This is a genomic window from Zunongwangia sp. (assembly GCF_048269745.1).
In the GTDB taxonomy this organism is placed as follows: domain Bacteria; phylum Bacteroidota; class Bacteroidia; order Flavobacteriales; family Flavobacteriaceae; genus Zunongwangia.
In genome coordinates this window covers 426,852-449,645 of sequence record NZ_JBLXIB010000001.1, presented here as the reverse complement: position 1 = coordinate 449,645, position 22,794 = coordinate 426,852, and the positions used below count along the sequence as shown (strand labels likewise).

Below are 22,794 nucleotides of genomic sequence, written 5' to 3'. Positions count from 1 at the left end.
CCAAACCTGAAAAGCTGTATCATTTTCAAAACTACAACGTTATCGTTATTAAAAATAATCAAATATAAATAATTGATTTACAGTTTTTTGTATTCATTTTAGCATTTAAATAACAAATTTGCAATTTTTTGAGTAAATCTCAAAATACATCTCTTCTTTTTACATATACATTAGCAAATACCAAAACAAAATATGAAATGAATAAAATATTCACCTGGTCAATAAGTGCTGCTTTAGCAGGATTTCTTTTTGGCTTTGATACAGTGGTTATTTCAGGAGCTGATAAACAACTTCAGGAACTTTGGGGGACCTCAGATGCTTTTCACGGTTCGGTAGTTATGGCAATGGCACTTTGGGGTACTGTAGTAGGAGCTATATTTGGCGGTATTCCTACTAATAAAATTGGAAGAAAAAATACTTTATTACTAATTGGAGCCCTTTATTTTATTTCAGCGGTCGGCTCTGCTTTAGTTAACGATCCTATATCGTTTGCTATATTCCGATTTATTGGAGGGCTTGGCGTAGGAGCTTCAACTATTGCAGCCCCTACTTATGTTTCTGAGATAGCTCCACAAGATAAAAGAGGTCGGTTAGTTGCTCTTTATCAGTTCAATATAGTACTCGGTATTTTAATCGCTTATCTTTCTAATTATTTATTGAGTAATGTAGATGGCGAATCTTGGCGTTGGATGGTTGGTGTAGAAGCAATTCCTGCTGTAATTTACATTCTTTTTGTTATCATTATTCCCAAAAGTCCACGATGGCTGATTTCTAAATCAAGACTTGAAGAAGCTGGGGAGGTTCTTCAAAAAGTTAATCCAGAAACCGATTTAGAAACAAAAATGCAAGAAATCAGAAAACAATCGAAAAAGGAAAAAATTGGAGAAAATATTTTAATGAAAAAATATAGATTTCCACTAATATTAGCATTTTTAATTGCATTCTTCAATCAACTTTCCGGAATAAATGCCTTTCTATATTACGCACCTAGAATATTCGAAGAGGCAGGATTAGGAGTTGATACCGCTCTTTTAAGTAGTATTGGAATTGGTATAATCAACTTAATTTTCACTCTTATCGGAGTATCATTAATTGATAAGCTAGGTAGAAAACAATTAATGTATATTGGTTCTGTAGGTTATATAATTTCATTGAGTTTAGTTGCTATGTCTTTTTTTCTTGACTGGGGAGGATTATCGGTTCCTATATTTCTATTTTTATTTATTGCTTCCCATGCTATCGGACAAGGAGCGGTTATTTGGGTCTTTATTTCAGAAATATTCCCAAATCATTTACGTGCCTCTGGGCAAGCATTTGGTTCTTCAACACATTGGGTGTTAGCAGCCATTATCCCCTCATTAATTCCTTTTTTATTTTCTACAATTGGTACAGGCTACGTTTTTGCATTCTTTGCTTTTATGATGGTCTTACAACTTCTATTTGTGATTTTTATGATGCCCGAAACCAAAGGAAAATCTTTAGAGGAACTGAGTGAAGAACTCACTTTAAAAGATGCTAGTAATTAATCAAAAGTATAATAATTAAAATTCATCAAAAATTATGAAATATATTTTAAAACCTTTTATTTTTTTGGTTTTGAGTGGATTGGCATTTACTTCATGTAAAAATCATAAGGGAAAAGAGGCCATATCAAAACAAGATACAGTAGCCCAATCTAATCAAGACTTCAGACCTAATTTTCACTTTACGCCGAAAAAGAATTGGATGAATGATCCTAATGGCATGTTTTATCTTAACGGCACCTATCATTTATTCTTTCAGTATTACCCAGAAGGCAATACCTGGGGACCAATGCACTGGGGGCATGCTACTAGCCCAGATTTAATAAATTGGGTAGAACAACCTATTGCACTAAAACCAGATGAAAAAGGATATATATTTTCAGGAAGTGCTGTAGTTGACACAAAAAACACTTCAGGTTTTGGAGATGGAAGCACTCCCCCTATAATTGCGATGTTTACCTATCACGACCCTAAGGCTGAAAAAGAAGGTAAAGAAATTTATCAAACTCAGGCCATTGCGTATAGTACTGATAAAGGTAAAACTTGGACTAAATACGAAGGTAATCCGGTAATCGAAAATCCAGGAATTCGGGATTTTAGAGATCCAAAAGTAAATTGGGACGAGGAACATCAACAATGGATAATGGTACTCTCTGCTGGTGATCAAACAAAATTCTATACTTCTAAAAATTTAAAAGAATGGAAATTAGCATCTGAATTTGGCCATGGCATTGGTGCTCATGGAGGAGTTTGGGAATGCCCCGATTTTATTCAAATGAAAGTTCAGAATAGCAAAGAAAAGAAATGGGTACTCATACAAAGTTTAAATCCTGGTGGCTATAATGGTGGTTCTGGAACACAATACTTTGTAGGAGATTTTAACGGTGAAAAATTCACCCTAGACCCATCTATGCAAGAGCTAGGTGAAGACCACAACTATTGGATAGACTTTGGAAAAGATAATTATGCTGGTGTTACTTGGACTAATATTCCGGAAAAAGATGGTCGGAATTTATTTATAGGATGGATGTCTAATTGGGAGTATGCTAATGAGGTTCCTACTGAAATCTGGAGAAGTACAATGACAATTCCTAGAGAATTACAATTGCATAAAAAAGATAATAAATATTTCATTAGTTCTACACCAGTACGAGAACTTGATAAGTTCAGGAAAAATGTACTTTCTAAAAATCATTTAGAAATTTCTGAAAGAAAGAACCTAGTTGAAAATACTAAAATAGATCTCAGCAAAGCTGAAATAAGTTTTGAAATACCAGACTTCAAGGATGATTCATATGAATTTGTATTTAGTAATGATTGGGGAGATAAATTAAAATTTGGTTATGATCATACCACAAACAAATTTTTTTTAGACCGAAGCAAATCTGGCCTAATTGATTTTAATGAAATTTTTGGCTCTAAACCATCTGTAGCACCTAATATTTCCAATAAAAATAATCTTAAAGTTCATCTATTAATCGATAAAACTTCTATTGAAATATTCTTCAATGATGGAGAAACTGTAATAACAGAGATATTTTTCCCCCATCAACCTTACAACCAATTCTGGGTAAATGGAAAGGAAAGCTTCCGTATAAATTCTTTAAAAATTAATCAACTAAACACTAATTAATATGAAATTAAAATTTTTACTTTCTCTACTCCTCTTACCTGGTATACTTATATCACAAGAGGTAGATATATCTGGAGTAGTCACTTCTGCTACTGATGGTATGCAGTTAGCAGGCGTTAATATAATGATAAAAGGAACTACTAACGGAACTACAACCGATTTTGATGGAAATTATAAAATAGAAAATGTTACCTTAAAAGACTCCTTAACTTTTAGTTACCTTGGTTTTATTACAAAGGTTGTTCCTATAAATGGGCGTAAAACTATAAACATTGCCTTATCTACAGATGCACAACAGCTTAGTGATGTTGTTTTGGTAGGCTATACTTCTCAAAAAAGAACTGATATAACCGGCGCTGTATCTGTAGTAGATATGAAGGAAATAAATAAACAACCACAAGCAAATCCTATTCAGGCATTGCAAGGAAGATTACCAGGGGTCCAAATAACTACAGATGGTTCTCCTAGCGGAGGGAATACTTCGATTAGTATTCGTGGAATTGGTACTTTAAACAATACTGATCCTTTGTATGTTATAGACGGTATTCCAACAAAATCTGGAATGCATGAGCTAAATCCTAACGACATAAAATCAATACAAGTTTTAAAAGATGCAGCTTCGGCAAGTATCTATGGATCTAGAGCATCTAATGGAGTAATTATAATAACCACTAAAAAAGGTACTTCTGGAAAAATGCGTATTAACTTAGATAGTTATATTTCGACTTCTACCTATACAGACAGACAAGAAGTTCTTAATGCTAAGGAATTTGGGGAGGTTCTATGGCAAGCAAATATTAATGACGGTTTAGATCCTAATAACAATAATCTTAGGTATCAGTTTGGTTGGGGTGTAAATGAAAATGGAGAACCGGTTTTAAATAATGTTCTTGTACCTGAGTTTTTAGACTCAGACCAGACTTTGAAATCTAGTGATACAGACTGGTATGATGAAATTTCCCAAAATGGATTTGTTCAATCTTATAATCTTTCTGTAACTAACGGTTCTGAAAAAGGAAATTATCTTTTTTCGTTGGGCTACTATGATAATGAAGGGATTGTAAAGACAACATATTTTAACCGCATTTCAGCACGAATGAATAGTAATTATAATTTCTTTGATGGTAGATTAGTTATTGGAGAAAATTTTTCAATCAATAAAACCGAAGAAGTTCAAGATCCTGGTGTATTAGATCCTGCACTAAGAGCTTTACCAATAATTCCTGTACATACTGTAGATGGAGAAGGTTGGGGAGGACCTGTTGGAGGTATGAACGATCGACAGAACCCTGCTCGTTTGTTAGATGCTAATAAAAACAACGGCTATGATTATCATCGACTTTTTGGAAATGCTTTTATAGACCTAGAAATAATTGAAGATCTTAATTTGAAAAGTAATTTTGGAGTAGATTACAGCAATTATTACCAACGTGCTTTCCAGTTAAGCTATGTATCAGGATACCTTAAAAATGAAGAAAATGCAGTAATTATAAATGAAAACAGGGATATGAAATATACCTGGAGTAACACTTTAACTTATAACTTGAGTTTTAAGGAAAATAAACTTGATTTTCTTGCAGGTACAGAAATGTTTGAAGCTAACTACGAAAACCTTTACGTAAGAAAAGAAGGATTCATTATAGAAAATTCAGACTATATGTACCCTGATGCTGGTACAGGAAAAGCTTTTAATGGAGGTGGGGCAAATTCTTACAAGCTATTATCTTTTTTTGGAAAACTAGACTATACTTTTAAAAATAGATACTTATTTTCAGCTACAATCAGACGAGATGGCTCTTCTCGATTTGGGGAAAACAATCGGTTTGGTACTTTCCCAGCATTTTCTGCTGGCTGGAGACTAAGTAAAGAAAGCTTTATAAAAGATAGATATCCATTTATTACCGATTTAAAATTGCGTACAAGTTGGGGACAGACTGGTAATCAAGAAATCGATAATAGTGCAGCATATTCTTTATATGTAGCAGATTATGCAGGAGGAGATCCTACATGGGAAACCTCTCATGGAACCGCATATGATTTCACAGGATCAGGTAGCGGTTTATTACCATCTGGTTATAAAGGAATACAAATAGGAAATAAAGACCTTAAATGGGAAACGACTACACAAACCAATATTGGTCTTGATTTTGGATTTTTAAAGAATAAGTTGTTCGGAAGTCTAGACTATTATTTTAAAAAGACTAAGGACATACTTGTACTCCCTCCTTACTTAGGAGCTATAGGAGAAGGAGGAAATCGATGGGTTAACGGTGCCTCTATGGAAAATAAAGGTTGGGAATTCGCGCTTACTTATCGCAATGAAACCGACGGGGGTTTTACATATGAAGTTTCTGGAAACATATCTGCAAACAGAAATAAAATCACCTTTTTGCCTAAAGAAGTACAAAATAGCTATGGAGGAGATGGAGAAGATGACAATATACTAGGAAGACCCATTAACTCAATATATGGGTACGTTACAGATGGCTTATTTACTACACAAGAAGAGCTAGAAAATTCTGCAGATCAACCTGGAAAAGACTTAGGAAGGTTAAAATATGTAGATTTAGATGGAGATGGACAGATAACTGACGATGATCAAACTTGGATTGGCAATCCCCATCCTGATTTTAATTATTCTCTTAATATTAGCTTAGGCTACAAAAATTTTGACTTTACAACCTACTGGCAAGGTATTGGTAAAGCAGATATTATAAATAATCGTAAATTTCAAACTGATTTTTGGAGTGTAGATGATGTAGGTTCAAATAAAGGAACTCGCCTACTTAATGCATGGTCTCCAAATAATAAAAACTCAACAATTCCTGCATTAACAACTATAGATGCTAATGCCGAGTCTAGACTTTCTACTTATTATGTAGAGAACGGTAGCTATCTAAAGCTTAGGAATATCCAGTTAGGCTACACCTTCTCTAAAAGTTTAATAGAAAAATATAGCTTCGAAAATTTACGCTTTTATGTAAGTGGGCAGAATCTTCTTACGCTAACCTCATCAGGCTTTACAGGGCAAGATCCTGAAAACCCCGGATTCGGATATCCGCAACCGTTAACACTAACTGCGGGTTTAAACATTTCCTTATAATATAATTTAAAAAAATGAAAAATATAATTTATATAACAAGTGCTATTCTTTTAATCAGTTTGACATTTTCCTGTTCTGATTATTTAGATAATACACCTAGTGGAGTTTTAAGCGAAGATCAAATTATCACTCCTAAAAATGTAGATGGATTTGTAACCGCAGCCTACTCGGCTCTCGGTAACGATCATTATGACATTCCTTTTAGCCTTTGGCCATATGGAAATGTTAGGTCTGATGATGCATACAAAGGTGGAAGTGGACCAAATGACATACAAGTATTCCACTTTATGGAAGTATCTGAAAATATAAGAACAGATTTTGGAGAATTGGATAAATTTTGGTTTAACAGTTATAGCGCTATTTCAAGAGTAAATAAAGCCTTAGATGCTCTAAACCGAGTAAATGAAGATGATTTTCCGCTTAAAAAACAGCGTATAGCTGAAATGAGATTTTTAAGAGGACATTTTTATTTCATGCTTAAAATTATGTTCAAATATGTTCCTTATATAACTGAAGATATCCCAGTGGAAGATTATGGATCAGTTTCTAATCGAGCATTAAATAATGATGAGCTATGGGAGGCCATTTCTCAAGATTTTGAAGCTGCTGCAAAAAACCTACCTGAAAATCAAGAACAAAAAGGAAGAGTTAATAATACTGCAGCCTACGCTTATCTTGCTAAAACAAGATTGTACCAAGCATACGAACAAGATGAAAATCATAACGTAATTAATATTAATCAAGAAAAATTACAAATGGTTTTAGAGGCTACTCAACATGTAATCGGAAAATATAGTTTAGAAAAAGACTTCGGATATAACTTCCTATCTGGCAGCTACCAGAATGGTCCTGAATCTATCTTTGCAATACAATTTTCAGATAATGATGGAACGCTTCATGGAAGGCTTAATTTTTCAGATGTACTATCAACTCCTCAAGGAATTGGATGTTGCGATTTCCATAAGCCAAGCCAGAATTTAGTAAATGCTTATAAAGCTACTGAAGAAGGTTTACCTATGTTCGATAACTACAATACTGTAAATGTAGATTATCAAAATTTAGATAGCTTTAAATTAGATCCAAGATTATTTCATACTGTAGCTATTCCAGGCCTGCCTTTCAAATATAATGAAGACTATATTTATAAAGAAAATTGGAATCGTTCTCCTGGCACATACGGTTACTTTGCTTCCTTAAAAGAAAATGTATCGCCAGACTGCTCTTGCTTTGTAAATATTGATCCATTTTATGGAAATTCTAAAAATAGAATAGAAATTCGATATGCAGATGTACTTTTATTTAGAGCTGAAGCTCTAATAGAACTTGGGCGACAAAATGAGGCACTCCCTCTAATCAATCAAATTAGAGAGAGAGCAGCGCAAAGCACTACCTTAATTTCTGATTATGAAAAAAATTCAGTAATAAAACCATATATAGATGGGGAGAACATTAATTGGACCCAAGAAAATGCAAGACAAGCACTTAGATGGGAACGACGCTTAGAATTTGCTATGGAAGGAAACCGTTTTTTTGATTTAGTAAGATGGGGTATTGCTGCAGAAACGCTAAACCGGTATTACAGCAAAGAACAAGAACGTATAAAATATTATCAAAATGCACATTTTGATAAAAATAAAGAAGAATATCTTCCGATTCCGCAAGCACAGATTAATTTTAGTCGAGGCGAGTATAAACAAAATACAGGTTACTAAGTTTTAAAAAAGCGCTGTTGAGGCGTGAACATATAATTTTAAAATCATGAAAATAACTATAAAAGCCAAAAAAAATATATTCCTTTTATTCTTAATAGGATTTATATCGATAAACTTTTCTTGTGAAGATGACAATAATGAAAGCTTGATCTTAAATAAATCAGTTAATATTGAATCATTCATGATTAATGATTTGGAGGGTAACATCAATAACCAAACAGGAAACATAAACCTTACTCTGCCTTATGGAACTGACATCAGTTCTGTATCTCCTCAGGTTATTTTGCCAAAACAAGCTAAGATAAATCCATTTATTGATGGTCCTATCAATCTAAATAATACTATAGAGTATCGAGTTATTAATGGTAACTTATATAAAGATTATGTTGTTACTGCGCAAGTGTTAAAACCTATTACTAATTTTTCCATAAATGGAATAGATGCTACTATAAATAATAATAGTAAAGTAATAAGTTTGGTTCTTGCAAATGATGAAATTGATATTACCAATTTGCAACCAAACATTCAATTATCAGAAGGTGTCTCGATTTCTCCTAACCCAAATACTGGTTTAGATTTTTCAAATCCGGTTATTTTTACTGTTAATGGTAACGGAAAAACAGAAAAATATGAGGCTGTGATAACTATGCCTAACTCAGGCATAAAAGTAGCTTATCTTGGTGTTTCCAACTCTATGGATGATATAAGTAATCCCGATGAAATAGCTGCTGCTAATTGGCTTACTTCCAATTTTCAGGATGTAACTTATATATCCTTTAATGATATAATCGATGGTGCTAACTTGGATTACTCTGTTATATGGTGGCATTTCGACTCCAGTATGGATTTACCAGAAATAGCTTTTAATGAAATAGTTATCAATAAAATAAGAGCATTTTATTCGCAAGGAGGAGGTCTACTATTAAGTACATTTGCTGCAAAATATGTAGAAGCATTAAAATTAGTACCCGAAGGAAAAGGGCCTAATAATGTTTTCGGTGATTTCTTACCTAATGGATTTGTAGAGAAAAATAATTCCTGGGGTATATCTTTTAAAACACATACAGAACACCCTATATTTAAAGAGCTAAATACTTTTGAAAATGGTAAAGCCTACTTTCTGGAGAAAGGCATTTTTAGACTAAACCATACTGCTTGGTGGTTTCTTCCTGAATGGGGTGGCTATGAAAATGGGAAAGGATGGCGAGATCAAACCGGCGGAATTAATTTAGCAAGCGAGTCTTGGGATGATAATCTAGATGGACGTGTAGCCATAGCTGAATTTCCTAATAATAATCAGGGTAATACTATAGTTATTGGCTTTGGAGCATACGATTGGTACAATGAAAATGATCCTGATGGTAGCACAAGTGAAACAAATGCATTTCTGTTAAATATCCAAACACTTACCAAAAATGCAATTGAATATTTAAGTAAAAAATAATCAAAAAATAAAGAAAAGTGACCAATATTTCAAATAAAAGTTATCTAATTCTTTGGGTAGTAATCTTCTTTTTCTCTTGTAGTAAAGAAGACGATGATACTACCCAAATTCCTCCCACAAATCAACATAACGAAAAACTTCAACTTTACCCAAATCCCCCATCAGGATGGAAAGGCGAAACTAATCCTTATGAAACGACTGGTTGGGTTGGAGATGTTATGCCATATTTTGAAGATGGGAAATTTCACATTTTCTTTCTTCATGATGCTCAAACTAAACCTGTGGGCAAGGGCTTTCATGATATTCATAAATTTGTTAGTAAAAATCTTACAGATTTTGATTATCAAGGTAGAATGATTAATTACGGAAAAACTGCTGATCCTGATTTTGCTATAGGTACAGGTTCTGTTATTAACATTAATGGAACATATTATTTTTACTACACCGGCCACAACGGAAATACCGAGTATATTCAAGATCATCCAAGAGAAAGCATTCTACTTGCTAAAAGTAATGATCTTAAAAACTGGAAAAAAACAAACGATTTTTTATTGACAGCACCAGAAGGATATTATGATTTCGAGTTTCGCGATCCATATGTTTTTTATAATTCAGAGGAGCAAGAATATTGGATGTTGGTAAGCGCACAAACAGATCAACGCAAAGCCGCAATCTTACTTTTTACTTCTACAGATCCAGTGAATAAAGAATGGGAAGTAAAAGACCCTTTATATACTTCTTCTCTAGCAGAAAATTACCTGATGATGGAATGTGCTGATATTTTCAAGATGGGAAATTACTGGTACCTATTATTTTCAGAAAATTGGAATAAAAAAGTTACTCATTATAGAATTGCTTCAACTTCCAAAGGACCATGGGTGACACCAAAAAACGACTTACTTGATGGAGAATTTTTTTATGCTGGTAAAACAGCCGCTAATGAAAATGGACGTTTTCTATTTGGTTGGACTGCTCGAAGATTTCCAGAAAATAATACAGGAAATAAAGAATGGGCGGGAAATTTAGTCACCCATGAACTTATTCAAAAAGATGATGGAGGTTTAGGTGTAAAACCTCCATCATCAATCCTGAATATATTCAAAAATAACCAAACACTACAAGCAATTAATACTGTAGGTAATATCAGTCAAAATGAAAATAACTTTGAGTTAGATGCTACAAAAAATCCTGCCTATATAACTTATCCTTTTTCTCAACTACCGGCCAGAATAACTACCAACATTACTATTAAAGGGGATAATGGCAAAACAGGTTTTATATTTAACATAGAAAATGATATAGAAAATTCAAGTAAGATTGTTTTTGACTCATCTAAAAATCGTATCGTTTGCGTTGTAAATGGAGAAGAAAAAAATAGTATTCCTTTCCATCTGGAAACAGGAAAAGACTATTCTATTGAAATAATTTTAGAAGAATCTATTTGTATCGTTTACATCAATAATGAAAAAGCTTTTTCCAATCGGATTTATGGATTGGGTAAAGAAAATTGGGGAATTTTTGCAGATGAGATAAATACTAATTTCAAAAATCTAAAACTCAATACTAATTAATACTTCTTTTTACTAAAAAAATTAATAATGAATAAATATACGGCAATCTGTTATGGTGAAGTTTTATTTGATGTTTTTCCTAGTGGAAAACGCATTGGCGGAGCTCCACTTAATGTAGCTTCACGTCTTGCTAGTCTTGAAATTCCAACTGGAATGATAAGTTGCGTTGGGAACGATGAAAATGGAAAAAAAATTAAAACTTACCTTCAAGATAGAGGTGTTTCAACAGAATATATTAATATCCAAAATAACTATTCTACAGGTGTAGTTAATGTAAAACTTTCTTCAGAAGGATCAGCTAGTTATGAAATCGTTCATCCTGCAGCCTGGGACAAAATTGAAATTAATAATGATACAAAATTGGCTGTTTCAAAAAGCGAAGTTTTTATTTTTGGCAGCTTAGCATGCCGAGATCATACCTCTCAAAACAGTTTATTAAAGTTGTTAGATGTGGCCCCTTATAAAGTCTTCGACATTAATTTACGCCCTCCATTCTATAACAAAGATTTACTTATCAAACTGATGAAAAAAGCTGACTTTATTAAATTTAATGATGATGAGCTTTTTGAAATTGCTGAGTTACTTGGTTCTAAACATAATTCATTGGAACAAAACCTGCATTTTATAGCGGAAAAAACTAATACTCCTACAATATGTGTAACTAAAGGTCGGCATGGAGCGGTACTATTAAAAAATGAAAATCGCTACTATAATAGCGGTTTTAAAACTAAAGTGAAAGATACTGTAGGCGCAGGAGATTCTTTTTTAGCGAGTATTATTGCAGGGCTATTAAAAAATAAAAATCCACAAAGTAGCCTAGATTTTGCTTGTGCAGTAGGGGCTCTTGTTGCAGCTGAAGAAGGGGCTAATCCGATATTAGAAACTAGACAAATACAAAAATTTATGTTTCCTCAATAATGCATTGAACTATTAAATTCTTGATTTTTATCAATAAAGCCAATACTCCGTATTGGCTTTATGCATTTTTAATTAAAAATAGACGAGAAAAAGTCTCTGTGCTAATTAAAAGAAAAGCTATAAAGCAAAAAAGCCACTTTCCGGACTAATGAAAAAAGCTTTTAACTGCTTACTTGTTTTCCTTAAAATAGATCCAGATTTTTTAAACTTTTGAGGCTACCCTAAAATTAATTTTAGACCAATAAAAAAAGCCTTTCGTTTCTGAAAGGCTTTTTGCAATCTTGCGGTCTGGACGAGACTCGAACCAAACATTTATATTTTTGATTATCAATATTTTAAATAAATTAATATTTAGACATACACCGAATTCAGCACCTTTTAACAAACTTTAACATTTATTCATATAAATTTTAGCTCATAATGTACACTTCGTCCACCTCCTCGTGGTTTCAAAATTCCTTTAGAAGCCATATCCTGTAAGTCTCGTGTGGCCGTGGCTTTTGAAGTTTTGGTTAGTGATGTATATTTCTTCGCCGTCATTCCTCCTTCAAAACCTTCAACACCTTTATCAAACATTTTTAAAATCACTTTTAACTGACGATCATTTAAATTCTCCCGATGTTGATCCAGAAATTTTGCTTTTTTTAGAATAAATCGAATAACTGCTTTAGCATTTTTCTGGGCGGTTAAGATAGTCTTACAGAAATAAACAATCCAATCCGTGATATTCAGAGAGCGCTGAGCCATTTTTAAGGCTTGGTAATACGCTGCTTTATTTTGTTCGATTGCAGTGGATATACTTAATACTAATACTCTACCTAAAGATTCCGAAAGACATTTATCAGCTATGGCTCTACCTATACGTCCATTTCCATCTTCAAAAGGATGTATCGTTTCAAAATATAAATGAGCGATAGCTGTTTTGATCAATGAACTTCGAATATCATTATTTTCAATATCAAATTCCTTGTACCACTGTATGAACTGTTTCATCTCCATAGGAACTCGATGAGATGGAGGAGCTTCGTAATGAATTTCTTCTCTCCCGTATCTCCCTGATACTATAAGCATGGGTTCCTCTCCAGATCGATAAGTCCCTGCCTGAATATACCGGGATTGGCTAAATAACATCGCATGCCATCCCTTAATTAATCGCTCGCTTAGAGGTTCGGAAAAGTTTTCTCTTACCTCCACCATTAATTCTGCAATTCCTCTGGCACTGATATCTCTAATAGTAGCACCATCTCCAATATCCAATCGATTTTTGATCGATGACATTACATCCTGACGACTGTAATATTCCCCTTCAATCGCTGAAGTTTTAATGGCCTCATCGATCATAAATTGTATAATCGCATCTTGTCTAAAGTCAGAAGGCAGGCTATCTATAATCCCTTTAACTTCACCTGTCTCTGAAGCGAATTCAATCACAATATCATCGATAGCTTTCGACTTATAGTCAAAAGAAGGCCAATTTTCAAGTTGCCAGTTATACATATGAGCCAGATAAATACGTTATTCAAATCAAATATACGTAATTTATGAGCCGAATAAAATTATTATTCGGCTCATTCGTGATTACAGTAACGGATTCTAATTAAGTTAACACGGAATATATTTTTTATTCTATTCTATTTTCAGCATTTGTTATCTGTATAGTTATTAACAATTGACCGATTTCGATATTTCAAAACATTAAACCTAATCAATTCAGTTCAAATAAAATTTGAGTCGGAATATAATATGATCTCACTTAAATCTAATTGAATGTATTTAAGTGTAATTAATTAAATCACAGAGACCTGTGAATAACTACAGACGTATCAGTCGCTATATATTTGCGTTTAGTACTACTTTTATCGATAGAATTCTACTATAGATTACAAGACGTCTTGTTCATTATCAATTTTTAAATCTAATACCAATGGACAAGTTTAAATTAGAAGAAAAACTCGACAGGATTGAAAACCTCCTTTTGGGTGTAAAGAAAGTACTGACCTTCGATGAGGCCTGTGATTATACAGGAATCTCTAAAAACTACCTGTATAAACTTACCGCTTCAGGCACTATTCCTCATAGTAAACCTAATGGAAAGCGGATCTTTTTTGATATCCATAAGCTTAATTCCTGGCTTCTTCAAAATGAACGGGTGACCAAAGAAGATCTTAATACTCCCGTAGTAGACCAGCTGCTGGATCAGTAAGCACATTCTTTTCATTTTTTAACCTGCTGTATTCTCAGCACAAATTCATCTATTATGAAAAGTATACCATATTTAAGGGTAGGGACGTCGTATTATAAAAAAGTCAAAGCTCCTACCATTGCTGGACATTTCAATGAGCTATTGCTGCCCTGGAGTGTAGAAACCATTCGACAGGATCATGGCAAATCGTACCTGAGTAAAATTGCAAAATATGATGGTTTTACCTGTATCCCGGATCACCTGAATTTTAAACCGGTCTATCATAATTTTTATAATATATATTCTCCCTTAAGTAATATCCCATTGCAGGGCGAATTAGGTTTTAGCCTGAATTTCGTCCAACATATTTTTGGGGAGCATTTTGAATTAGGATTGGACTATCTGCAACTTTTATATACCAAACCGGTGCAAACCTTACCGATCCTGTGTTTGGTTTCGAAAGAACGATCGACCGGGAAAAGTACCTTTTTGAAATGGCTGAAAAGCATCTTTGAAAATAACATGACCTATCTGACCAATGATAGTTTTAGTAGTCAGTTTAATGCGGATTGGGCGAATAAGCTACTGATCTGTATTGATGAAGTGCTTTTCAATAAAGAAGAACTGACCGAGCGCATCAAATACCTTAGTACCACTAACATTAATAAGTTAGAGGCGAAAGGGAAGGATAAACGGGAAGTGGAGTTCTTTGGAAAGTTTATCCTATGCAGTAATAATGAGGATAACTTTATCAAGATTGATGGTAATGAAACCCGGTTCTGGGTGCTTAAAGTTCCTAAAATTACGGCTGAAGAAACGGATTATCTATACCATCTCAACCGGGAAGTTCCGGCCTTTCTGCATTTTTTAAAGCATCGTCAATTGCATTCCAAACATCTCACCAGAATGTGGTTTCATCCTTCCCAGTTAAAAACGCCAGCCTTAAAAAAATTGCTTGCCAATAATCGAAACCGGGTAGAAAAGGAACTGGCTACCATTTTACTTATGGGTATGGATCATTTTAATATCGATGACATTCAACTCTGCCCGATTGATGCATTACAACTACTGAACCGGACCCGGGTTAAAACGGATCTTACCCAGCTGAGAAGACTGCTGAAGAATTCCTGGAAATTAGAGAATCAAAAGAATACACTTTGCTATCAAAGATTGGTCTGGTGGGGAGATGGATCGATAGAGCAGCGGGAAGCGAAAGGCCGCTATTTTAACATTTCAAGGTCGTTTTTGACCGAGAATTTTGATGAATTGATGAACGCTGAAGGCTAAGCCCTGTATTTATAGGGGGTTAGTGGCTCATCATTTATTCATCAAATGTTCATCAAAAATAAAAGTGATGAATAAAAGCCTGCTGTCGAAAATAAAAATGATGAATTGATGAATTTTTGATGACAGCTTCAGCTCAATGTCTACAAGGGCTTAGAAGGGGTTCTCATCAATTCATCAAAAAAATCCAGAAAATAGAACGCTTATGAAAATAAAGAAAATATGCTGTGACCATGCCCGTAATTTAGACATCGTACATGTACTCGCTAAATTAGGTCATTATCCCAGCAAAACAACGGTGAAAGAAGCCTGGTTTCTGAGTCCCCTGCGGTCAGAAACACAGGCCTCTTTCCATGTCTCTTATCATAACAACAGATGGTACGACTTCGGATTAGGAAAAGGAGGAAATTGCCTGGATCTGATTATTACATTAAAACAATGTTCCATTGCTGAAGCTTTACAATTTCTGGCCAATGATCAGCAACTATCAAATACAGATTTTAAAAACCCTTCTTTGTCTTTTCATAAGCAGATTTCTAAAAAGGAAAAGGAGGGGATTAATATACTTTGTGTTCAGGAACTCTCAAATTTTCAATTACTCCGGTATGCTAAAAAACGGGGTATTCCTAAAGAACTGATTCGGGAATTGACTAATGAAGTTCATTTTAAATTATATGGAAAACAGTATTATGCGATTGGTCTACAAAATAGACGGGGAGGTTATGAGCTTCGGAATGCTTTTTATAAAGCTTCAAGTTCTCCGAAATCCTATAGCTATTTTCAACAGGATGGAAATGGTTTGATCATAACCGAAGGATTATTTGATTACCTGTCTTTAGCGCTATTAGATCCCGAGCTATTCTTTACCCATGATCATATCATACTCAACTCCCTATCCTTTATTCAGGAAATCGTCAAAGGCTTTAATGCTTATCCCAATCCTATTTTATTATTCCTGGATCATGATGCTGCCGGAGATCGTATGACTTCCTATTTACTAGAAAATTTTGCTCAGGCGATTGACCTGAGATATCGCTTTTATCCACATAAAGATCTTAACGAAAAACTTTGCCATGTTCGACGAGAAAACACCCTTTGAAAATGAAAAGAAATCATCCTATTCCTTAAGCTTTGAAAAGCTAAAAAAAAGGGAGGGCAAAACGAGGATTTCTAATGATGGGGACACGGGTTCCCATCAAACGGAAAATTCTAATATAGATCCTAATTCAAGATGTGTGTCTGTGGACACAATCTTGATTGCTCCCCATGGTCGCAATGAAAAAAAAGAGAGGTTTAAGGGGAAGACCTCCTTAATCAAATTCAGGTGTACGCTGTACCAGAAAAAACTACTGAACATTAAGGCTAAAAGATCGGGACTGAGCCTTAGTGAATTTTGTCGAAAATCAGCCATGGATCTATCTATCAATGAGCGGATGAGCGATGATCATATTGCTATCTATAAAGACCTGGTGAAATTTCATAACAACTTTAAATCTATAGGAAACATGTTTCGAAAACGGGATCCGAGATTATCTACTGAAGTTTATAAGCTGGCCGAGGCCATGAAGCAACATCTTAAAAAACTGGATCTATGATTGGTAAAGGAAAATCCATTAGTCATACCCAGGCTTCCATGAAGTATGGATGGAACCAGGAGAAGCAGGCAGAGATTGTGTACGCTCAAAATATTGTTGGAGATTCCCCGCAGGAAATTAGCCGTGAGTTTGAACAGATTCAAAAGCTGAATGAGCATTGCGAGCGTAATACCCTGTCGTTTGTCCTGAGTCCTACCATTGAAGATGGACGGACATTGGATCAACGAAAACTTGGAGAATTGACCAAAGACTTTATGCGGGAGATGAAACTGGGCGAACGACAGGCGATTGCTTTTGTGCATCAGGATAAAGAGCATAAGCATGTACATCTGTATGTCAACCGAATTGATTTTGATGGGCGTGCCTACAAGGATAATTTTATAGGTAAACGTAGTCAGCATGCTGCCGAGCGGGTAGCCCATGAACATCAACTGACCACCGTTCGTGAGGTACAGCTCATACGGGAGATCAATCTTACCGATATCCGTTTGGAACTCAAACGCCGGCATGAGCTGACCATGAAACAGTTTAAACCGGAAACCTATAAAGCTTATATGCGCGGGATGGAAACTAACGGTGTCAAGGCGATTCCTTTTATCAATAAGCAACAAAAATTGCAGGGCTTTCGGTTTGAATTTGATGGGCATAGTCTTAAAGGTAGCGCGGTTCACCGCTCCATGAGTATGTCCAATATCGGAAAACAAATGGCACGGGAACATGGCATCGAGAAATTTAAAGCACTCAATAAAGCGATCAGTTTAGCTAAAAGCCCGGAACCGGTGCAAATCAGCTTAAAACTATTGAAAGAAATTGCACAAAAAGTTATTAAAAAGTCCATATCCAAAGGCATGGATATCGGATATTAAACCTCTGTAATTATGGCAAAAATTGATGAACTATCGGAATTGTTATGCTCCGAGCTGGCAAGCTTTGAGCAGCATATGAAACGATTGGAAGAAATTTACTCACAAGGGATTCACCTGGATACTGAAGACCTGATACGACGACTTTCAAGCCTGGAAGACACTCTGGATTTTGAAAAGAAGGAATATGAGCGAATTTCTAACGAATTATCTAACACGATTAAAGAGGCGAAGATCTATCCGAAGTGGGCGCTCATTGTGTTTTTTGTGTCCTTGAGTTTGAATATTATAGGAGTTGTGATGTTGTTCCTTGAGCTGCGGAAATAAAAAAAGCGAAAGATTTGATCTTTCGCTTTCATAAGTTTTTAGTATAGGTTTTTAAAACTTGTAACCTATACCAATATTTAGAGTATTAATACGAGCTTTTAGGTCATCGTAATAATTATCTCCAGAATATCGGTTTGTAAGTTCAAAAGCATACCTTGCCTCTATGAAAAAATGCTCATCAATATGGTATCCCGCTCCAAAAGCTGCATCTAATCCCACGGTATTAATGTCCACATCTTCTAGAATGAAAGTAGCCTGAGGTCCCGCCTGAACAAAAAACCCTGAATCTTCAATGTAATATTGTGCTAGTACCGGAACATTAAGGAAATTAACTTCTTTTATTCTCATGTAATTTGCCGAAGGTTGGATATGCCAATTTTCATCTAAATGAAAATCTGCTAAAAAGCCTACATAAAAACCAGATTCGGCTTCAGAAAAACTATAACCAGATCCCTTCTCTGAAATTTTAAGATTAGCATATCCTGCCTGAACACCAAAATTTACTTCTTGAGCAAAAGAATTGACACCTGCTAATAGGATCACTGCGAAAAATAATTTTTTAAACATTTTTTGATTTGATTTATTATTTATGATTTGCAAACCTATATTATTTTTTAAAATATTTCACGTTTTAGGCTAAAATAAAATATAACGAAAGTAGACTCTGTATTTATAGGTCTATTTTCTTATAGCCTACTTCAATCTTTAGTTCTTCCCAAGAGTCACTTTCAAAATTATAATAGTCTTTATATAGCGTCAAATGAATCTGAGTTTCCGTGTGATTATCCAACTCAAAATTTTCAATTGCTCCGAAGGGATCAAATTCGTTTTGTTCCAATACTACATGGCCATCTACTTCTTCATAAGAGGTTCCAAAACTAGCGTCAATATAATCCAAATTATAATCCGTCCTTTCTGAATCATAAAAACTTAATGAGGCTTCTGGAAATGAAAAGGAAATAAGTTTAGCATAATTATCCTGATCAATCATTGGTCGTATCTCTATTTCATAGATCGAATTCGTAAAAAAGAAAGCGGTCTCTTTAGATAAGTCCATATTTGATGTTCCATCATTATTTAAATCAACGGCTTTACTAGATTCGAAAGAAGTAATTTTGTAACGTCCAGAATATAACGGTATAGATTTATCTTCCTGATCTGATGTTGAACAAGAAATAACAAAAATTACGAATATGGATAAAGCTATCTTTTTTATCATTTTATGGGTTTAGGTATTTTGAGAAAATATTATTTTAATTATTTAAGAACCTATTTAAGGATATTGAAGGTTTAAATCATCTATTCTATTCCTGAAACGGATTTGATTTGAAATAATTCTCGAGATATTTATATATCTAATTTGTTCATTATGTGTTTGAAAATCTATAAAAAATTACGATTGTGTTTGATTTTAAGGGAAATTTACTATTCTTAAATTAACTAACACTTACGAATATAATAATTTTATTTTATAGCATCCCTCGCTGATTTATTCTTAATTCGAACTTCCTCATCCTATTGAATAAATTTTCAACCAACTGAATTTATATAATTGTTGTAAACTCTTCCTATATGAAATAAGTAAGCTCCGCCTTTGTATATGCCTAGGCACTTAGTGAGTGTTTTATAAAAAAATAACCTCACCTTACGGGTATACAATTACCCCCTATTTTAAACTATCAAATACGTATATTCATTTTATGCTATCCATTAGCAACTATTTTATATAAGAATGCTCACGCACTGTAGATGCCGAAACACTTAGTGAGTGTTTTTTAGTAACCTCACCTTACGGGTGTACAGCCACCCTCCACTAATTCAAATCAATCAATAATAAGTTCAATCCCGGCTTTCTCCGCCTTATATTTTATTTTCATCGTAAGATCATAATAGCTCCAATTCCGAAATAAAAAAGCTTCTTCTTTAGCTATTTTTATTTTTTCTTCCTGGTTCATTAGCACAAGAGTGCCGGCCTGATGTTTTACACAAAAATCTATGAGCTTTCGACTATAGACATGTAAGCGATTTTGTACATAATTATATTCTGCATTTTTAAATCGCTCCAAAGCTTTTGTTTTACGTTTTCGTCCTTTGCCTGATTTTGCATAGGTCACCCCAGCTTCTACTCGCTTTCTCGCTGATTGAATCGCCAATCGACGATGTAAAAACTCTTCTTTGGAACCGATAGCCAACTTTGCTCTTCCGGTCTTGACAATGATGGGATATTCAATCGAAAGGGAGGCCTCCGCTATCTTATCCGGTTGTAGTCTGTGTTTTTCCTTTTCGAGCTCAAAAACCGCATGCATAAAGATTTTATGTTTTTCCAACTTTAAATGGGATGTGCGAAGTTTGAGCTTTCCTTCCATTAATATATGTATGAGTTTGCGAGTTTCGTGATAGTCTTTTCCTAAATAGAATACCATTGGAATGGAAAAGAAGCGGAACCGAAAAATATGTTTTTCTTCATCGTATCTTAAACCACATACTCCTTCAAAACTAAACGGAAAAGCCATATCTCTTTTAAAGTTTTTCACGGATCGTTCTCCTCTCCAGTAAGCATCCCGGTTTTGTCGAAATGAACTGAGCAGAGTACTATTCAGATGCGTTAATATATTCGTTGGCATCTCGCCTTTAAAACGATCAGAAACTAAACGGTAGGTTGTATTAATTCGAGAACGATTAAATATGCCGTTTTCTGTTTTCTTTTCATCCAGCAGTTTATATCGAACCCCTTCCGAGAAGTAAAGGAATTCCTGAACCATTTCCTGAATGTATAAATGAGAAACGATAAGATTCGATGCACGGTAGCAATTATATTGCCAGTCATATAATTTACTCAAAGCTTCCTTGCGTTCTTCCTGAGTAGGGAGATCGATCAGTAATTGGATTTTTCGAGTAAGCTTCATTGTGGATGTACCCATAACTAGGCGGTTTGTAATTGTTCTTCATGTTTCTGCTGCATCAATTTATAAGCAACCATAAATTGACGGTGGACTTCCTTCTGTGGAAGCTGTAGCTCTTCCGCAATCTTTGAAAAGGATTGCTTTTCTTCACATCGTAATTTCAACACCTTTGCCTGTTCATTGGTCATTTCCTGTGATTCCTTTTCGAAATCTGATGTTGATGGATTCGGCTGATCTAGTTTACTTCCTCGATGAATAATTTGCTTTAGATCATCTATAGCCAAATAAACTTCGTTACTGGCATGCTTAACGCTTATGCCCATTAGTTTGGAAATAATCGCATATTTAAAATCATATTTCAAACAAAGCTCTATTAATTGCTTACGCTTTGGTTCTATAAACGGTAATACATTTCTAATTCGGTCATAATACTCCTGCTCTGACTTTTGATCCAAAAGATGCTGATCTTCTTCGGCTTCAGGATCAAAGCCGTACATATAATCCTGATAGTTTTCATAAAATTCTAAGCGGTTGATCGAACGATAGAATTTATTTCTTGGACGACAATAAAAGAATGTACATTCCCTCTTTACTACATGACGTAGAAAAAAGAACACATGTTCGGGTCGCTCTATGGTATCACGAAGCATCCATAGTTTTAGGAAAGCATCCTGCATGATCGTTTCAACAACAAACTCATCTTGAATTAGCTGCCTGCCAATAAAGAAGATATGCCGACTGTGCCTGGCGTAGATAAATTCCATGGCATCAGGATGTCCTTGTTTTAAGAGTTTGAAGTCACGTTCCATAGCCAACTGTTTTTAACGTTGGATCGGATCTTCGAACAAGTCTTGTATCAATAAAAAATACAGTTCTCTCGGTATGGTCTATAATTTTCATAATTTTGCTGTGGTTTTGTTTGTCTTTAATTAGTTCATCAAGCCATAAGCCTTCCCCACCAGCTGTCAAACTCAAGGGAGGCTTTCTAGCTTCTAGCCTAACCTAAATGGCTAATTCAATAAACGATGGTTTGTTTCTTCTTATAGGTTTGGTTTTGTGGTTATATCATTAATAAGTCAACTATCTTTCTTTCCGGAAAAGAATAGTGCTATAGAATTTCTATTTGCAATAGATTACTTATAAATGATTACATAATTGTTTAGCGATACTCAAATATAATAAAAAACACAATTAATGGTACATGTACCTTTGTTAAAATTACAAATAAGTTTCTAATTGTATTGTCGAATAATCGACTATGGCTAGCAAAATAGAGACTTATATAATTAATACAGTAAAGGAGAAGCGAAAAGAAAAAGGCCTCTCTCAAATAGCTTTATCTCAAAAGCTAGGCCTTAGCGATAGTTTTATTTCTCATGTAGAATCTCAAACGCGCAGAGCAAAGTATAATCTCAATCATTTAAATGAACTTGCCATTATTTTAGAATGTTCTCCAAAAGATTTTTGGCCAAAGAACCCATTATAAATAAGGTTTGTTTCAGAATAATATAGAAAGAAAAAGTAAGTCATTTTTGGTTTTAACTTTAGTAAGTTAAATTTTTCTTTCAATCTCATCAAACCTAAAACTTATCATTGATCTAAAGGTCATATCAAATAATTCTTACTATTTACGTTTTTCCGTATTTTTCTATGATTTAAATCTTTTATATTGTAAACAACAACATTTTTTTGTAAATCTTGCATTATATAATAGATAAAATACTTAAATATGAAAA

19 protein-coding genes are annotated in these 22,794 nt (G+C 34.3%); 14 read left to right on the top strand and 5 right to left on the bottom strand.

Annotation, left to right across the window (positions count from 1 at the left end; all coding sequences use genetic code 11):
* The first annotated feature begins 197 nt into the window (after positions 1 to 197).
* The 7 genes from ACN0WI_RS01970 to ACN0WI_RS01940 are packed head-to-tail and all read left to right on the top strand — an operon-like array spanning position 198 to position 11,904.
* Entirely contained in the window at positions 198 to 1,526 is a 1,329-nt protein-coding gene (locus tag ACN0WI_RS01970; protein WP_417884929.1) for a sugar porter family MFS transporter, read from the top strand.
* Positions 1,527 to 1,560: 34 nt separating this feature from the next.
* Positions 1,561 to 3,156 carry a glycoside hydrolase family 32 protein gene (locus ACN0WI_RS01965; RefSeq protein ID WP_417884928.1) on the top strand — a complete coding sequence of 532 codons (1,596 nt, stop codon included), beginning with the start codon at positions 1,561 to 1,563 and terminating at the stop codon, positions 3,154 to 3,156.
* A 1-nt stretch (position 3,157) separates the two neighbouring features.
* A complete protein-coding gene (locus tag ACN0WI_RS01960) occupies positions 3,158 to 6,259 on the top strand; it encodes a SusC/RagA family TonB-linked outer membrane protein (protein WP_417884927.1) in 3,102 nt (1,033 codons plus the stop codon).
* Positions 6,260 to 6,273: 14 nt separating this feature from the next.
* Entirely contained in the window at positions 6,274 to 7,971 is a 1,698-nt protein-coding gene (locus ACN0WI_RS01955) for a RagB/SusD family nutrient uptake outer membrane protein (protein WP_417884926.1), read from the top strand.
* A gap of 46 nt (positions 7,972 to 8,017) precedes the next feature.
* On the top strand, positions 8,018 to 9,415 hold the full coding sequence (locus tag ACN0WI_RS01950) for a DUF4960 domain-containing protein (RefSeq protein ID WP_417884925.1): 1,398 nt from the start codon (positions 8,018 to 8,020) through the stop codon (positions 9,413 to 9,415).
* Positions 9,416 to 9,432: 17 nt separating this feature from the next.
* The gene (locus ACN0WI_RS01945; protein WP_417884924.1) at positions 9,433 to 10,986 is read left to right on the top strand and encodes a glycoside hydrolase domain-containing protein; all 1,554 of its coding nucleotides are present in this window, start codon (positions 9,433 to 9,435) and stop codon (positions 10,984 to 10,986) included.
* A gap of 27 nt (positions 10,987 to 11,013) precedes the next feature.
* Entirely contained in the window at positions 11,014 to 11,904 is an 891-nt protein-coding gene (locus ACN0WI_RS01940; RefSeq protein WP_417884923.1) for a carbohydrate kinase family protein, read from the top strand.
* Between the two features lie 399 nt (positions 11,905 to 12,303).
* Here the strand turns inward: ACN0WI_RS01940 and ACN0WI_RS01935 are convergent, their stop codons facing one another.
* A complete protein-coding gene (locus ACN0WI_RS01935; protein WP_417884922.1) occupies positions 12,304 to 13,401 on the bottom strand; it encodes a Fic family protein in 1,098 nt (365 codons plus the stop codon).
* Positions 13,402 to 13,828: 427 nt separating this feature from the next.
* Between ACN0WI_RS01935 and ACN0WI_RS01930 the strand changes: the two genes are divergently transcribed.
* From ACN0WI_RS01930 to ACN0WI_RS01905, 6 genes are all read left to right on the top strand, one after another.
* Positions 13,829 to 14,107: a helix-turn-helix domain-containing protein gene (locus ACN0WI_RS01930; protein WP_417884921.1), complete on the top strand. Its 279-nt coding sequence runs from the start codon at positions 13,829 to 13,831 to the stop codon at positions 14,105 to 14,107.
* Between the two features lie 54 nt (positions 14,108 to 14,161).
* Positions 14,162 to 15,373: a primase-helicase family protein gene (locus ACN0WI_RS01925; RefSeq protein ID WP_417884920.1), complete on the top strand. Its 1,212-nt coding sequence runs from the start codon at positions 14,162 to 14,164 to the stop codon at positions 15,371 to 15,373.
* A gap of 202 nt (positions 15,374 to 15,575) precedes the next feature.
* Positions 15,576 to 16,469 carry a toprim domain-containing protein gene (locus ACN0WI_RS01920; RefSeq protein WP_417884919.1) on the top strand — a complete coding sequence of 298 codons (894 nt, stop codon included), beginning with the start codon at positions 15,576 to 15,578 and terminating at the stop codon, positions 16,467 to 16,469.
* Entirely contained in the window at positions 16,444 to 16,965 is a 522-nt protein-coding gene (gene mbpA, locus ACN0WI_RS01915) for a mobilization protein MbpA (protein ID WP_417884918.1), read from the top strand. The genes ACN0WI_RS01920 and mbpA overlap by 26 nt, the downstream gene beginning before the upstream one ends.
* Positions 16,962 to 17,831 carry a relaxase/mobilization nuclease domain-containing protein gene (locus tag ACN0WI_RS01910; RefSeq protein WP_417884917.1) on the top strand — a complete coding sequence of 290 codons (870 nt, stop codon included), beginning with the start codon at positions 16,962 to 16,964 and terminating at the stop codon, positions 17,829 to 17,831. Before mbpA ends, ACN0WI_RS01910 begins: the two co-directional genes overlap by 4 nt.
* Positions 17,832 to 17,843: 12 nt before the next feature.
* Positions 17,844 to 18,155 (top strand): DUF6730 family protein, encoded by a 312-nt coding sequence (locus ACN0WI_RS01905; protein WP_417884916.1) that lies wholly within the window; start codon positions 17,844 to 17,846, stop codon positions 18,153 to 18,155.
* 51 nt (positions 18,156 to 18,206) lie between these two features.
* On the opposite strand, the gene ACN0WI_RS01900 is transcribed toward ACN0WI_RS01905, so the two are convergent.
* The 4 genes from ACN0WI_RS01900 to ACN0WI_RS01885 form a co-directional block, all read right to left on the bottom strand.
* On the bottom strand, positions 18,207 to 18,722 hold the full coding sequence (locus ACN0WI_RS01900; protein ID WP_417884915.1) for a porin family protein: 516 nt from the start codon (positions 18,720 to 18,722) through the stop codon (positions 18,207 to 18,209).
* Between the two features lie 103 nt (positions 18,723 to 18,825).
* Entirely contained in the window at positions 18,826 to 19,374 is a 549-nt protein-coding gene (locus tag ACN0WI_RS01895; protein WP_417884914.1) for a hypothetical protein, read from the bottom strand.
* A 604-nt stretch (positions 19,375 to 19,978) separates the two neighbouring features.
* Positions 19,979 to 21,076, bottom strand: coding sequence for a hypothetical protein (locus ACN0WI_RS01890; RefSeq protein WP_417884913.1), 1,098 nt, complete (start codon positions 21,074 to 21,076; stop codon positions 19,979 to 19,981).
* A 2-nt stretch (positions 21,077 to 21,078) separates the two neighbouring features.
* Positions 21,079 to 21,867, bottom strand: a complete 789-nt coding sequence (locus ACN0WI_RS01885) for an RNA polymerase sigma factor (protein ID WP_417884912.1) — start codon at positions 21,865 to 21,867, stop codon at positions 21,079 to 21,081.
* 449 nt (positions 21,868 to 22,316) lie between these two features.
* Between ACN0WI_RS01885 and ACN0WI_RS01880 the strand changes: the two genes are divergently transcribed.
* Positions 22,317 to 22,544 carry a helix-turn-helix domain-containing protein gene (locus ACN0WI_RS01880; protein WP_417884911.1) on the top strand — a complete coding sequence of 76 codons (228 nt, stop codon included), beginning with the start codon at positions 22,317 to 22,319 and terminating at the stop codon, positions 22,542 to 22,544.
* The last annotated feature ends 250 nt before the right edge of the window (positions 22,545 to 22,794 follow it).